The sequence below is a fragment of the Pseudomonas sp. PL-6 genome (genome assembly GCF_054110165.1).
This window is the reverse complement of record NZ_CM134189.1, coordinates 4298831-4313228: the sequence shown is the minus strand read 5'-3', so window position 1 is coordinate 4313228 and position 14398 is coordinate 4298831. Positions and strand designations below refer to the sequence as shown.

Annotated in this window: 10 protein-coding genes; 6 read left to right on the top strand and 4 right to left on the bottom strand. The window is 68.2% G+C overall.

Features of this window, described 5'->3' with window-relative positions:
• Nucleotides 1–8 precede the first annotated feature (8 nt).
• From ACW9UL_RS18670 to ACW9UL_RS18655, 4 genes are all read left to right on the top strand, one after another.
• Complete coding sequence (locus tag ACW9UL_RS18670; protein ID WP_397497954.1) at nt 9–770, top strand: ABC transporter substrate-binding protein; 762 nt, start codon at nt 9–11, stop codon at nt 768–770.
• Between the two features lie 103 nt (nt 771–873).
• On the top strand, nt 874–2133 hold the full coding sequence (locus ACW9UL_RS18665; protein WP_457787910.1) for a cyanophycinase: 1260 nt from the start codon (nt 874–876) through the stop codon (nt 2131–2133).
• Between the two features lie 199 nt (nt 2134–2332).
• A complete protein-coding gene (locus ACW9UL_RS18660; RefSeq protein WP_457787909.1) occupies nt 2333–6055 on the top strand; it encodes a CHASE domain-containing hybrid sensor histidine kinase/response regulator family protein in 3723 nt (1240 codons plus the stop codon).
• Nucleotides 6056–6099: 44 nt separating this feature from the next.
• Nucleotides 6100–8289: a putative bifunctional diguanylate cyclase/phosphodiesterase gene (locus ACW9UL_RS18655; RefSeq protein ID WP_457787908.1), complete on the top strand. Its 2190-nt coding sequence runs from the start codon at nt 6100–6102 to the stop codon at nt 8287–8289.
• A 37-nt stretch (nt 8290–8326) separates the two neighbouring features.
• Here the strand turns inward: ACW9UL_RS18655 and yihG are convergent, their stop codons facing one another.
• The 4 genes from yihG to ACW9UL_RS18635 all read right to left on the bottom strand — a co-directional run bounded on the left by yihG (nt 8327) and on the right by ACW9UL_RS18635 (nt 13094).
• Nucleotides 8327–9223 (bottom strand): 1-acylglycerol-3-phosphate O-acyltransferase, YihG family, encoded by an 897-nt coding sequence (yihG, locus tag ACW9UL_RS18650; protein WP_457787907.1) that lies wholly within the window; start codon nt 9221–9223, stop codon nt 8327–8329.
• 236 nt (nt 9224–9459) lie between these two features.
• Nucleotides 9460–11553: a phosphate acetyltransferase gene (gene pta / locus ACW9UL_RS18645; RefSeq protein ID WP_457787906.1), complete on the bottom strand. Its 2094-nt coding sequence runs from the start codon at nt 11551–11553 to the stop codon at nt 9460–9462.
• 56 nt (nt 11554–11609) lie between these two features.
• On the bottom strand, nt 11610–12797 hold the full coding sequence (locus tag ACW9UL_RS18640; protein WP_457787905.1) for an acetate kinase: 1188 nt from the start codon (nt 12795–12797) through the stop codon (nt 11610–11612).
• On the bottom strand, nt 12798–13094 hold the full coding sequence (locus tag ACW9UL_RS18635) for a DUF3565 domain-containing protein (RefSeq protein ID WP_457787904.1): 297 nt from the start codon (nt 13092–13094) through the stop codon (nt 12798–12800). It lies immediately after the preceding gene.
• Between the two features lie 12 nt (nt 13095–13106).
• Here ACW9UL_RS18635 and ACW9UL_RS18630 point away from each other — a divergent pair, with 12 nt between their 5' ends.
• Nucleotides 13107–13592, top strand: coding sequence for an FKBP-type peptidyl-prolyl cis-trans isomerase (locus ACW9UL_RS18630; RefSeq protein WP_021446399.1), 486 nt, complete (start codon nt 13107–13109; stop codon nt 13590–13592).
• A gap of 239 nt (nt 13593–13831) precedes the next feature.
• Nucleotides 13832–14317 (top strand): glutathione peroxidase, encoded by a 486-nt coding sequence (locus ACW9UL_RS18625; protein WP_457787903.1) that lies wholly within the window; start codon nt 13832–13834, stop codon nt 14315–14317.
• Nucleotides 14318–14398: the final 81 nt, after the last annotated feature.

Sequence of the window (14398 nt, the reverse complement as noted above, 5' to 3'; positions counted from 1 at the left end):
CTTACAGCATGCGTATCGTTCTGCTCCTGATGTTCTGTGGGCTGGCCTTCGGTGTGCAGGCGCAACCCTTGCGCATCGCCATGGAAGGCCAGTTCCCGCCCTTCGAGACCCTGGACGAGAGCGGCCAGCTCAAGGGCTTCAACGTCGATATCGCCCAGGCCCTGTGCCAGGCCATGGCGCAGGAGTGCCAGCTGCTGCGCTTTGCCTGGGACGATCTGATCCCGGCGCTGGAGGCGCAGCGCGCCGATCTGATTCTGGCTTCCATGTCGATCACCGAGGCGCGCCAGCAACGGGTCGACTTCACCGCCAAGTACGCCCAGACCCCGGCCTACTTCTTCGCCCGCAAGGGCCTGATCCATGAGGTGATCGTCACCCCGCGGCGCATCGCCGGCAAACGGGTTGGCGTGCAGCAGGGCACCACCTACGAGCGCCTGCTGGACGACAAGTACGCCGCCCACGTCCAGTTGCAGCGTTTCGACTCCGCCGCGCTGATGTACCAGGCCCTGGCCGCCGGCCAGATCGATCTGGTGCTCGACGATGCCGTCTCCGGCTTCTTCGGCTTTCTCGACACGCCCCAGGGCCAGGGTTTCGAACAGGTCGGCAACCAGGTGGTGTCACCCAAGCACTTCGGTCAGGGCCAGGGCATCGCCGTGCGCAAGGGCGACACGGCCCTGCGCGAGCGCCTGGACCGCGCCCTGGCGGTGATCCTCAGCAATGGGGTCTACAAGCGCATCGAACAGCGTTACTTCAAACACTTCTCGGTTTACTGAGCTGGAGGTCACCACTCGACAAAAAAATCCACGCTGCGGCAGTTCCCGTTTCACAACACCCACAACAAGAGTGCGCCTGGCGCACGTCTCGGAGAACTCGACAATGATGCTTGGCAAAGTCTTACGCTGCACCCTGCTGCTGCTCGCCCTGTTGCCCCTGGTCGGCCATGCCGGCGGCCCGCTGGTGCTGATCGGTGGCGCCATCAAGGATGACAACGCGGCGATCTATCAACGCCTGATCCAGCTGGCCGGCGGCAGCCAGGCGCGCATCGGCATTATCACCGCCGCGTCCATTCCACCCAGTCAGGACCCGGATGCCGGCACCGCCAATGCGCGCAACTCCCAGGCCAACGGCGAGTTCTACGCCGCGCTGCTGAAAACCTACGGCGCCCAGGATGCCCAGTGGATTCCCATCGACCTGGACAGCATCGGCAACAACAGCAATCCCCAGGTGCTCGAGCAGATCAACGGCATGACCGGCTTCTTCTTCGGCGGCGGCGACCAGAGTCGACTGACCCAGACCCTGCAGACCAGCACTCGCCAGGACAGCCCGGCGCTGGCCGCCATCCGTGCCCGGCATGCCAATGGCGCCGTGCTGGCCGGGACCAGCGCCGGCACCGCGATCATGGTGCAGGGGCCGATGATCACCGGCGGCGAGAGCTATGACGCCCTGCGCTATGGCGTCTATACCACGCCGGGCGGTGATGACCTGTCCTACGACATGCAGGGCGGCTTCGGCTTCTTCAACCATGGCCTGCTCGATACCCACTTCAGCGAACGCGGCCGCCAGGGCCGGATCGTGCGTCTGGCCGACTACAGCAACGTGCCGTTCGCCTTCGGCGTGGACGAGGACACCGCCCTGCTGGTGCAGGACAACCCCAGCCTGGGCCAGGTCGAGATGGAAGTGATCGGCAGCAATGGCGTGTTCGTCTTCGACCTGCGCAACAAGGAGCGCGGCAGCGGCAGCAGCTATGCCCTGTATGACGTGCTGGCCAGCTACCTGACCGCCGGCGACCGCTACCGTCCGGCCACCCAGCAGTTCGTCATCGGCAGCGGCAAGACCAGCCTGCGCGGCCGCGAATACTACAGTTCGGCCATGACCGCCAGCGGCGACATCTTCAGCAGCCCGAACAACAGCGGCGCCAACGGCCGGCGCAATCCGCGGGAGTTCGTCAAGGTCAGCGTCGACCTGTTCGACAGCCAGTCCACCAGCACCCTGGGCCGCACCTATGAGCGCACCCCGCGCTTTCGCGTCGACCTGGTCAAGAGCGCGCAGTACGACAGCCACGGCTACCAGGGCGTGATCGGCGGCAAGCGCCTGACCTCCTACCTGCGCATGCTGATGGACATGCGCCCGAACTGACGCGGGCGCCGCTGTAACGGCGGCATCTTCTGCCCTGATCCAGCCCCCCTGACCGGGGGCTTTTCCTGACCGCCTGTCGTGTCTCTTCTGGCAAAAGGCCAGCCATTCAAAACCTGACTAGAATGCTTGCTGTGGTTCTGTGAAGTCCGCGCGTCGGCCTGCTGGTGCGCGTTGGTTCGGGATGACCGAGGGAGAATCTATGGACGACAGAGCTGTCTTGCCTGCGCCTAAACCCTGGCTGCCGCTGGCCGTGGCACTGAGCCTGCTACTCGGCCTCGGCGCGCTGATCGTCTGGCAGTGGCAGCTGATGCAGAGTCGCGAGCGCGAGGACAGCGAGCAGCGCTTCTTGCTCGAGGCGCAGGACGTCGGCCAGCGTGTACTGGCGCGAATGCAGGCCTACGAGATGGTGCTGCGCGGCGTCTCCGGGCTGATGACCGGCAGCGATGCGGTGTCACAGGTGGAGTGGGATCGCGCCCTCGACCAGCTGCAGCTGCAGGATCGTTATCCCGGCATCCAGGCCCTGGCCTGGTCGCGCTACCTGGGCCGCGCGCAACTGGCCGACTACCTGGCCGAACTGCAGGCACAGCAGCGCCTCGACTACCAGATGTTCCCCGCCGGCGAACGCGAGCAGTACCTGCTGATCGGCTACGTCAGCCCGCTGGACTGGCGCAACCGCCGGGTGCTGGGCTTCGACATGCTCACCGAGCCGGCGCGCCTGAGTACCATCGAGCGCGCCATCGACAGCGGCGAGGCGACCCTCAGCGCGCCGCTGATCCTGCGTCAGGAAACCCAGGTCGACGTGCAGGGCGGGGTGCTGCTGTTTCTTCCGGTGTTCCGCCCGGGCATGCCCTTGAGCACGCCGCAGGAGCGTCGCGAGGCCCTGCTCGGCACGGTCCATGGCGCCTTCCGCAGCCAGGATCTGATGGAAGGCATCCTCGGCCCGCAGAGCCGCCGCTTCGATATCGCCCTCCAGGACCTGCAGGCGCCGGACGCCCTGCTGCTCAGCGGCGATGCGCCGCGCGACGACTGGCAGCCGCGCTTCCAGCGCAGCCTGGAGCTGTCGCTGTACGGTCGCACCTGGGGCCTGCAGGTCAGCAGCACCGCCGAGTACGAGCGTGGCCTGGCCGGCCGCGGCAGCACCCTCGGCCTGTGGCTGGGGCTGGCGGCGGCGGCCCTGCTGGCGCTGCTGGTGGGCGGTTACCTGTACCAGCGCGACCGCAAGCTGTACGCCAGCCAGCAGGTGGCGGCCAAGCTGCAGGAGCGCGAGGAGCGCTTTCGCCTGCTGGTCGAGCGCCTGCCGGTGGCCACCCTGCTGTGCAGTGCTGACGGGCGCATCGAGATGGCCAACCGCAGCGCCGCCGAGCTGCTCGACTGCGCTGCACAGGCCTTGATCGGCGAGCCGGTGGCGCGCTTTCTGCCGGCGGTCGATGCGCTGCCGACGCTGCAGGCGCAGCTGGCCGAGGGCGACGAGCTGCAGGCGCGCAGCCAGCGCGGCGAGACGATTCCGGTCAGCCTCAGCCTCAGCCGCCTGCGCGAGGGCGGCGACGCCGACTACCTGCTCAACCTGGTCGACCTGCGCGCGCGCAAGGGCGCCGAGGAGCGTTTCCGCCTGGTGGTCGAGGCCTCGCCCAACGCCATCTTGCTGGTCGACAGCCTGGGCCGCATCGCCATGGTCAACCGCCAGACCGAACTGCTGTTCGGCTACGAGCGGCAGTTGCTGCTCGGCGAGCCGGTGGAGATGCTCCTGCCCAGCGCCCTGCGCGGCAGCCACGTGGCCATGCGCCGCGGCTACCAGGCGCTGCCCGAGCCGCGGCGCATGGGCAGCAACCGCGAGCTGTTCGGCCAGCACCGCGAGGGGCGGATGATCCCCCTGGAGGTGGGCCTGTCGCCGATTCGCAGCGGCAGCGAGACCCTGGTGCAGGCGGTGATCATCGACATCAGCGAGCGCAAGGCGGCCGAGCACAAGTTGCGCGAGCAGGCCGAGCAGCTGCTGCTGGCCAACCGCTACAAGTCCGAGTTCCTCGCCAATATGTCCCATGAGCTGCGCACGCCGCTCAACAGCATCCTGATCCTGAGCGACCAGCTGCGGCAGAACCTGGCCGGCAACCTCACCGAGAAGCAGGCCAAGCACGCCGATATCGTCCATCGCGCCGGCAGCGACCTGCTGCAGCTGATCAACGACGTGCTGGATCTGGCCAAGGTCGAGTCCGGGCGCATGCAGCTCAAACTGGAGCCGCTGAACATGCAGGACGTGCTGGTCGAACTGGACGCCAGCCTGCGGCCGATGGCCGAGCTCAAGGGCCTGCGCCTGCACACCCAGCTCGACGCCGGGGTGCCGCGGGTGATTCACACCGACCGCGTGCGCCTGCACCAGATCCTGCGCAACCTGCTGTCCAACGCGCTGAAGTTCACCGAGCAGGGCGAGGTCAGCCTCACCGTGAGCTGGGAGGAACGCCTGGACGACGGTCGCGAGCTGCTCAGCTTCAGCGTGCGCGACACCGGCATCGGCATCGACCCGGCGCAGCACGAGCAGATCTTCCAGGCCTTTCAGCAAATCGACGGCTCCACCAGCCGGCGCTTCGGCGGCACCGGCCTGGGCCTGGCCATCACCCGCCAGCTGGTGCTGGCGATGGACGGCGACATCAGCCTGCACAGCGCGCCGGGGCAGGGCTCGGTGTTCAGCGTGCGCCTGCCGGTGCAGAGCGCGCCGGCCAACGCCGAGGCCCAGGTCGAGGCGCCGCAGCGCGGCGGCGAAGGGCCGCCGCTGCTGATCGTCGAGGACGATGCCAACTTCGCCGCGGTGATCGCCGAGGCGGCCCACGGTCACGGCTTTTCCAGCGTGCACTGCCGCACCGGCCAGCAGGCGCTGAACCTGCTGCAGCACGAACCCTTCAACGCGGTGATCCTCGACATCCTGCTGCCGGACATCAGCGGCTGGCAGTTGTTCCGTCGCCTGCGCGGCCAGGCCGGCCATCGTCACACGCCGGTGCACATCATCTCCTGCGTGCCGCAGCCGGCCGGCTGGAACGACGACGGCACGCGCTACCTGGTCAAGCCGATCGACCGCGACGAACTGGAACAGGTATTCCTCGACCTCCAGCATGGCCAGGCGGCGGATCAGGCGCTGCTGCTGGTGGAGGACGTCGAGGTCGAGCGCGAGCATTACCGCGAGCACCTCAGCCAACTGGGCTTCGTGGTGACCGCCTGCGCCAGCGCCGAACAGGCCCGTGCGGCCTACGCCGAAGGCCGCTTCAGCGCCCTGGTGATAGATTTGGATCTGCCCGACCAGGACGGTTTCGCCCTGCTCGACAGCCTCAACCAGCTGCGCCCGTTGCAGGGCCTGCGGGTGGTGATCAACACCGGGGTCGACGTCACCCTGTCGAGCCTGCAGCGCCTGCGTCGTTACAGCGCGGTGGTGGTGCGCAAGCACGGCGACGACACCGCCGCGCTGGACCAGGCCGTGCAGGGCTTTCTCGGCGAGGTACGCGGCCCCGAGCAGGGCCGCCGCCGCGCCAATCCGCTGGAAGGGCGGCGCATCCTGCTGGTCGACGACGACATGCGCAACGTCTACGCCCTCAGCGCGCTGCTCGACGAAGTCGGCCTGCGCGTGACCGCGGCCAAGGACGGCGTCGAAGCCATCGCCTGCTACCAGCGCGAGCCGTTCGACCTGATCCTGATGGACATGGCCATGCCGACCATGGACGGCTACACCGCCACCCGCCTGCTCAAGCAGGAGCACGGCTGCAGCCTGCCGATCATCGCCCTGACCGCCCACGCGATGAAGGGCGACCGCGAGAAATGCATCACCGCTGGGGCCGACGACTATATGGCCAAGCCGATCAAGCGCGACGAATTGCTGGTCTTGCTGGAGCGCTGGCTCACGCCCATCGCGCTGCCGCTGGCCGGCAATGATCTAACCTGAGAGGCGGGAGTTCGGTGCAAGGCCAAAAGGACACAGGAGGTAGCATGGCCCAGGCGCAGACCAAGATCGACGCCGAGCAGGGAACGCAGATCCTGCTGGTGGTGGACGACCGCGCGGAGAATCTCGAGGCCATGCAGGCCCTGCTCGACGACGGCGACTGGCAGCTGCGTTGCGTGAACTCGGGCGAGCAGGCGCTGCTCTGCCTGCTGGAAGAGGACGTCGGCCTGGTGCTGCTCGACGTGCAGATGCCGCGGATGGACGGCTTCGAGGTGGCCCGGCTGATGCGCGGCAACCCGCGCACCCGTTTCACCCCGATCATCTTCGTCTCCGCCATCGCCCAGACCCAGGACGCCGTGCTGCGCGGCTACAACAGCGGCGCGGTGGACTTCGTGCTCAAGCCCTTCGACCCCACGGTGCTGCGGCATAAGATCCACAGCCTGCTGGATCACGAGCGCAACCGCAGCGAGCTGCAGCAGCTGAGCCAGCAACTCGACCGTGCGCGGGCGTTCAACGCCTCGGTGCTGGACAACGCCGCCGAGGGCATCCTGGTGGTCGGCGAGGACGGCCGCATCCAGTTCGCCAACCCGGCCATGGCGCAGATGCTCCAGGGCGAAGTCGCCGACCTCGAGGGCGCTGAGCTGCTGGCCTTCCTGCACAGCCCACAGGTCGAGGGCGACTGGCGGCAGTCGGAGTTCTACCGGCACTTCAAGCGCGAGGCCACCTACCGGGTGCACGAGGCCAGCCTGCGCACCCTCGTCGGCGGCGTCCTGCCGGTGGCGCTGTCCTGCTCGCCGCTGCCGCGCCTGCAGCACGCCATGGTGGTGATTGCCCTGGACATGTCGGTGGTGCGCAACCTGCACGCGCAGCTGGAGTCGCAGGCAGTCACCGACGCGCTGACCGGCCTGCTCAACCGCCGCGGCTTCCACCGCGCGCTGGAGTCGGCGCTGGCGCGCATCGAACGCAGCGGCCAGCGCCTCGCCGTACTCTACCTCGACCTGGACGGCTTCAAGCGGATCAACGACTCGCTCGGCCACGACGCCGGCGACCAGCTGCTGCGCCGCGTCGGCGAACAGCTCAAGGCCTGCCTGCGCCCCTACGACAGCCTGGCGCGCATCGGCGGCGACGAGTTCACCGCGCTGCTCGACAACCTCGGCCACCCCGAGGATGCGGCGCGGGTCGCGGAGAAGCTGATCGAGCTGGTCTCGGTGCGCCATCACCTCGACGGCGTCGACTTCACCCTCGGCGCCAGCGTCGGCATCGCCTGCTTTCCCGAGTGCGGGCAGAGCGTCGAGGGCCTGCTGCGTGCCGCCGACATGGCCATGTACGAGGCCAAGCGCGCCGGGCGCCAGCAGTACCGCTTCTTCTCCCCGGAGATGAACGGTCGCGCGCGTTCGCGACTGATGCTCGAGGAGAGCCTGCGCCACGCCATCGAGAACGACGATTTCGTGCTGGTCTACCAGCCCCAGGTGTATCTGGAGACCGGCCGTCTGCGTGGTTTCGAGGCGCTGCTGCGCTGGCAGCACCGGGTCGCCGGTACCGTGGCGCCCAACGTGTTCATTCCGCTGCTGGAGGAGACCCGGCTGATCAATCGCCTGGGCGACTGGATCTTTCGCGAAGGGGCACGCCAGCTGGCCTGCTTCGGTCGCCAGTTCGGCGACGAACTGGTGCTCAGCCTCAACGTCAGCCCGGTACAGTTCGGCATGCCGCAGCTGGTCGACGACCTGCAGCGGGTACTCGAAGCCCACGGCCTGCAGCCTCGCCAGCTGGAGGTGGAGGTGACCGAGAGCGCGCTGATGCAGGACCTGGAGCTGACCCAGGCGCAGCTGCGCCACCTGCGCCAGCTGGGGGTGAAGATCGCCATCGACGACTTCGGCACCGGCTACTCGTCGCTGGCCTACCTGCGCCATTTCGAGCTGGATACGCTGAAGATCGACCGCCTGTTCGTCGCCAATATGCTCGATTCGCCGCGCGACGCCGCGGTGGTCAGCACCATCATCGACCTCGGCCATCACCTCGGCCTGGAGGTGATCGCCGAAGGGGTGGAAACCCAGGCCCAGCGCGACTGGCTGCTGCGTCACCGCTGCAGCATCATGCAGGGCTTTCTGGTGGCGCCGGGCATCGCCGCCGAGGCTGCGCTGCAGGTGCCGGCGCAGCTGGACTGGGCCCAGCTGCCGCTGTCGCGCGGGGATGCGCCGATGCCGGATCCGTGCGCACCGGGATGCTGGCGTGCCTAGACGGCCCCACGACACCCCAGGCGCTAGCTAGCCGGCATCACGCCGCGCGTTTGAGTTCCGCCAGTTCGGCGTCCTTTTCTTCCCACAGCTGGTTGACCCACTGCTGGAACGCCAGGCGGTAGGCCTCGTCCTGGTCGTAGTTGCGGCCGATGAACTCGCGCGGGATCTGCACCTGCTGGAAGCGCACGTGCACCGCGTCGAGACGGCCGCAGAGCAGGTCCCAGAAGCCGGGCACGCCGTGCGGGTAGTGGATGGTGACGTTGACGATGCTGTGCAGCTGCTCGCCCATGGCGTCGAGGACGAAGGCGATGCCGCCGGCCTTGGGCTTGAGCAGGTGGCGGAACGGCGAGTTCTGCTGGGCGTGCTTGGCCGCGGTCAGGCGGGTGCCCTCGAGGAAGTTGAACACCGCCACCGGGTTGCTCTTGTAGCGTGCGCAGGCGCGGCGGGTGGTGGCCAGATCCTGGCCGCGCTTCTCCGGGTGCTTGGCCAGGTATTCCTTGCTGAAGCGCTTCATAAAGGGGAATTCCAGCGCCCACCAGCACAGGCCGATCACCGGCACCCAGATCAGCTCCTGCTTGAGGAAGAACTTCAGCAGCGGCAGGCGGCGGTTGAGGATGTACTGCAGCACTAGGATGTCGACCCAGCTCTGGTGGTTGCTGGTCACCAGGTAGGAATGGCGGGTGTCGAAGCGCTCCAGGCCTTGCACGTCCCAGTGGATGCGGCCGACCAGGCGCATCCACCACTTGTTGACGCCGATCCAGGCCTCGGCGATGCCGTGCATGACGAAGCGCAGCGCGCGTTGCAGCGGGGCGAAGGGCAGCAACAGCTTGAGCAGGGCGACAAAGAACAAGGGCCAGCACCAGAACAGGGTGTTGAGCGCCAGCAGCAGGCCGGCGAGCAGGCCGCGAAGCGGCGCGGGGAGGAAGTGCAGCATGCAAAGGAGGCCTTCTGACGAGGGGCTTCTGTCGGCCCCGGGGCGGTACGAAACGGCTGCGACTATCCCTGCGCAGGTGTATCGGCTGACAAGGTTAACGTCTGTGCACTGACCTGCAAGTGCCAGGGCTGACCGCGAGGTTTCGAGGGCTCGTAGGGTGCGCCGCACGCACCGGCTTTTCCGGCCGGCGAACGAGGGCGTCCTCCTTGGTGCGCATGGCGCACCCTACGGCCGCTTCAGTTCGGCAGGTTGGCCGCCTGGATCGCGGTCAGCGCGATGGTGTAGACGATGTCGTCGACCAGGGCGCCGCGCGACAGGTCGTTCACCGGCTTGCGCAGGCCCTGCAGCATGGGGCCGACGCTGATGCAGTCGGCGCTGCGCTGCACCGCCTTGTAGGTGGTGTTGCCGGTATTCAGGTCGGGGAACACGAACACCGTGGCGCGCCCGGCCACCGGGCTGTTCGGCGCCTTCTGCCGGCCGACGCTGTCGATGGCGGCGGCGTCGTACTGCAGCGGGCCGTCGAGCAGCAGCTCGGGGCGCTTCTCGCGCGCCAGGCGGGTGGCGGCGCGCACCTTCTCCACCTCCTCGCCGCTGCCGGAGTCGCCGGTGGAGTAACTGAGCATGGCCACCCGCGGTTCGATGCCGAAGGCGCGGGCCGAGGCGGCGCTCTGCAGGGCGATCTCGGCCAGTTGTTCGGCGTTGGGGTCGGGGTTCACCGCGCAGTCGCCGTAGACCAGCACCTGATCCGGCAGCAGCATGAAGAACACCGAGGACACCAGGTTGTAGCCCGGCGCGGTCTTGATCAGCTGCAGCGCCGGGCGGATGGTGTTGGCGGTGGTGTGGATGGCGCCGGAGACCAGGCCGTCCACCTCGTCCAGGGCCAGCATCATGGTGCCCAGCACCACCGTATCCTCCAGTTGCGCCTCGGCCATCGGCGCGTTGAGGCCCTTGCCCTTGCGCAGCTCGACCATGGGTTCGACGTAGCGCCCGCGGATCAGGTCCGGGTCGAGAATCTCCAGGCCCGCCGGCAGCTCGATGCCCTGGGCGCGGGCGACGGCGTGGACGGCGTCGGGCTTGGCCAGCAGCACGCAACGGGCGATACCGCGCGCCTGGCAGATGGCCGCCGCCTGCACAGTGCGTGGCTCGCTGCCCTCGGGCAGGACGATGCGCTTGGCCGCGGCCTTGGCCCGCTGCACCAGCTGGTAGCGGAACGCCGGCGGCGACAGGCGCAGCTCGCGCGGCGTGCCGCAGCGGGTGGCCAGCCAGTCGTGGTCGATATGCCCGGCGACGAAGTCGGCGACCTTCTCCGCGCGCTCGCGGTCGTCCACCGGGATTTCCTTGTTCAGGCGGTTGAGGTTGGTCGCGGTGTCGTAGGAGCCGGTGCCCACCGTCATCACCGGCAGGCCGCTGGCCAGGGCGCCGCGGCACAGCTCCATGATGCGCGGGTCGGGGGCGAAGTCGCTGCACAGCAGCAGGCCGGCCAGCGGCACGCCGTTCATCGCCGCCAGCGCCGCGGAGAGGATGATGTCGTCGCGGTCGCCCGGGGTCACCACCAGGGTGCCGGGCTTGAGCAGCTGCACGCTGTTGGCCACGGCGCGGGCACAGAGCACGATGTTCAGCATGCGCCGCTGCTCGTACTCGCCGGCGTTGAGGATGCGCGCGCCGAGCAGTTCGGCGACGTCCTTGGTGCGCGGCGCGTTGAGTTCTTCCTGCCAGGGGATGCAGCCGAGCAGGCGGAAGTCGGCGGTCTTGAGCAGCGGCGAGAGTTCCTGCAGGCGTTCGGCGAAGGCCGCCACGCCCTGTTCGCTGCGTACCTTGTTGAGGATCACGCCGAGCACCTTGGGATCCTTCGGCCCGCCGAACAGCTGGGCCTGGATCTCGATGCGGTCGGACAGCTCGGTGAGGCTCTCGTCCTCCGGCGCGCTGACCAGGATCACGTCGGCGTCCAGGCTCTTGGCCAGGTGGAAGTTTACCCGCGCAGCGTAGCTGGCGTGACGGGTCGGCACCATGCCCTCGACTATGACCACGTCCTTGTCCACTGCGGCACGTTGGTAGAGGCTGATGATCTCCTCGAGCAATTCGTCGAGCTGGCCGTCGCCGAGCATGCGTTCGACATGGCCGAGCGACAGCGGCTTGGGCGAGTTGAGGCCATGGGTGCGGGCGATCAGCTCGCTGGAGCGCTCCGGACCCTCGTCGCCGGCATGCGGCTGGGCGATCGGCTTGAAGAAGCCGACCTTGAGGCCGCTGCGTTCCAGGGCGCCGACCAGGCCGAGGCTGATGGAGGTGAGGCCGACGCCGAAGCCGGTGGGGGCGATAAAGAAGGTATGCATGGTCTCTCCAGATATGGGGGCGCTGAGCGCAGCGAAACCCTACGGGCGATTCGGGCTCAGGCGTCGAGCAGGGCCAGGGTGTCCAGGGCGATTTGCCGTTCCTCGTTGGTCGGCACCACCAGCACCCGCGGACTGCCGTCGGCTTGGATGGCGCCGGCGGCGCCGCGCACGCAGCGGACGTTGGCCGGCTGGTCCAGGTGCAGGCCGAGCAGACGCAGGTGGTCGACGGTCTTGCTGCGGATCAGCGGCGAGTTCTCGCCGATGCCGCCGGTGAACACCAGGCCGTCCAGCCGCGGCAGGGCGCAGCTCATGGCCGCCAGCGACTTGGCCAGGCGGTAGCAGAACACCTCGATGGCCAGGCTGGCGCCGGCATGGCCCTGCTCGCGCGCCTGCTCCAGGGCGCGCATGTCGTTGGACAGGCCGGACAGGCCGAGCAGGCCGCTGTCCTTGTTGAGCATGCTGTCGATCTGCTCCAGGCTCCAGCCCAGGGCGCGCGCCAGGTGGCTGTGCAGGTTGGGATCGACGTCGCCGCTGCGGGTGCCCATCACCAGGCCTTCCAGCGGGGTCAGGCCCATGCTGGTGTCGCGGCTCTGGCCGTCGACTATGGCGCAGGTGGAGCAGCCGTTGCCCAGGTGCGCCACCAGCCAGCTGCTGTCGCCCACGGCCAGGCCGGCCAGTTCCGCGGCGCGGCGGCTGACGTAGCGGTGGCTGGTGCCGTGGAAGCCATAGCGGCGCACGCCGTGCTCGCGGTACAGCGCCTGCGGCACGGCGTAGCGGTAGGCGTACTCGGGCAGGGTCTGGTGGAAGGCGGTGTCGAACACCGCGACCTGCACCAGGTTGGGGAACAGCTTCATCGCCGCCTCGATGCCCAGCAGGTTGGCCGGGTTGTGCAGCGGCGCCAGCGGCGCGGTCTGGCGGATGGCCAGCAGGCTGATCTCGTCCAGCCGGCTGGCGGCGGTGAAGCGCTCGCCGCCGTGCACCACGCGATGGCCGATGCCGTGCAGCTCGCCGCCGGCGGCGCGTTGTACCAGCGGCAGCAGCTGGGAGAGCGCCAGGCGGTGGTCGGCGCCGGGGATCATCAGGCTGTCCCGGGTTTCGCCCCGCTGCCAGTGCAGGGCCGCCTCCGGGCTGCCCAGGCGCTCGGCCAGGCCGCTCAGGGGGAATGGCTCCTGGGCTTCGTTGACCAGGGCGAACTTGATCGACGAGCTGCCGCAGTTGATCACCAGAATATTGCGTGCAGGCATTTAGGCTTCCTTGAAATCATCGTTCGACCGCTCCGTGGCGCACCAGCCGCAGGGAAAGGCGCTGCCCAGGCGGGCCTGGCGCTGTTCGGGGTCGAGCACCCAGGGGCGATTCTGCCAGGGCGGACGGTGGCGCAGGTGCTGAGTATGGCCGCAGGACAAGACTGCCACCCAGTCGCCGTGCTCGTCCTGACGGAAGTCAAGCAGGCGCGGCGCCACGGCCGCCGGCCGTTTGTCCGGGCTCGGGTCGCATTCGCCTGCGGCCTTGGTTAAACTCGCCCGTTCATCATTCTTCTGCAAAAGGTCTCACCCATGCTGATCGCCGCCAACAAGGCCGTCTCCATCGACTATACCCTGACCAACGATGCCGGTGAGGTGATCGACAGCTCGGCTGGCGGCGCGCCGCTGGTCTATCTGCATGGTGCGGGCAACATCATCGCCGGTCTGGAAAAGGCCCTGGTCGGCAAGCAGGTCGGCGACGAGCTGGACGTTTCGGTCGAGCCGGAAGAGGCCTACGGCGAATACAGCGCCGAACTGGTCGCCACCCTCAGCCGCGCCATGTTCGAAGGCGTCGACGAGCTGGAAGTGGGCATGCAGTTCCACGCCTCCGGCCCGGACGGCAGCATGCAGATCGTCACCATTCGCGATCTGGACGGCGACGACGTGACCGTCGACGGCAACCACCCGCTGGCCGGCCAGCGCCTGAACTTCAAGGTCAAGGTGGTCAATGTGCGCGACGCCAGCGCCGAGGAAGTGGCCCACGGCCATATCCACGGCGAAGGCGGTCACCACCACTGATCGGCAGGGCGTGCGGATCGTCCGAAACGACCTCCGGTCGTTCCATCATGGCGATCCGCTGCTAAGCTGAATCTTGCGAAGAAGGCGCCGATAGGCGCCTTTTTTGTCGCAGGCCAGCGTTGCCTGCCACCCGCGGGCCGTCGCCGGCGACGTCGAAAACGCGCCAGGTGTTTTGTGCTCGCAGGCCATCGCTGGTCGCCTTGTGGGCCGTCGCGCCGAATCTGTCGAGGAAGTCCATCATGAGTGCTTTTCACGATCTCAACCTGCGTGCGCTGGATGGCCAGGACCTGCCGCTGGCGCCGTACAAGGGCCAGGTGGTGCTGGTGGTCAACGTCGCTTCCAAGTGCGGCCTGACTCCGCAGTACGCCGGGCTGGAAAAGCTCCATCAGCAGTACAAGGGCAAGGGCTTCACCGTGCTCGGCTTGCCGTGCAACCAGTTCGCCGGGCAGGAGCCGGGCAGCGAGGAGGCGATCCGCGAATTCTGCAGCCTCAACTACGGGGTGACCTTTCCCCTGGGCAGCAAGCTGGAGGTCAACGGCCCCGGCCGCCACCCGCTGTATCGCCTGCTGGCCGGCGAAGGCGCGGAGTTTCCCGGCGACATCACCTGGAATTTCGAGAAGTTCCTGGTCGGCCAGGACGGCCGGGTGCTGGCGCGCTTTTCGCCGCGCACCGCGCCGGACGATCCGGCGCTGATGCAGGCCATCGAGAAGGCGCTCGGCCTGTAACGGCGAATCGGCCAATCCGCCGGCCGTTTCGACGGCCAGCCTTGTTCCCCGCTCCTCCCGGCGGCTTAATCGAGCGATCTG

Excerpts from the sequence above, each read along its gene's own strand:
- ACW9UL_RS18670 (WP_397497954.1), top strand. The coding sequence starts at position 9 with ATGCGTATCGTTCTGCTCCTGATGTTCTGTGGGCTGGCCTTCGGTGTG.
- ACW9UL_RS18665 (WP_457787910.1), top strand. The coding sequence starts at position 874 with ATGATGCTTGGCAAAGTCTTACGCTGCACCCTGCTGCTGCTCGCCCTG.
- ACW9UL_RS18660 (WP_457787909.1), top strand. The coding sequence starts at position 2,333 with ATGGACGACAGAGCTGTCTTGCCTGCGCCTAAACCCTGGCTGCCGCTG.
- ACW9UL_RS18655 (WP_457787908.1), top strand. The coding sequence starts at position 6,100 with ATGGCCCAGGCGCAGACCAAGATCGACGCCGAGCAGGGAACGCAGATC.
- yihG (WP_457787907.1), bottom strand. The coding sequence starts at position 9,223 with ATGCTGCACTTCCTCCCCGCGCCGCTTCGCGGCCTGCTCGCCGGCCTG.
- pta (WP_457787906.1), bottom strand. The coding sequence starts at position 11,553 with ATGCATACCTTCTTTATCGCCCCCACCGGCTTCGGCGTCGGCCTCACC.
- ACW9UL_RS18640 (WP_457787905.1), bottom strand. The coding sequence starts at position 12,797 with ATGCCTGCACGCAATATTCTGGTGATCAACTGCGGCAGCTCGTCGATC.
- ACW9UL_RS18630 (WP_021446399.1), top strand. The coding sequence starts at position 13,107 with ATGCTGATCGCCGCCAACAAGGCCGTCTCCATCGACTATACCCTGACC.
- ACW9UL_RS18625 (WP_457787903.1), top strand. The coding sequence starts at position 13,832 with ATGAGTGCTTTTCACGATCTCAACCTGCGTGCGCTGGATGGCCAGGAC.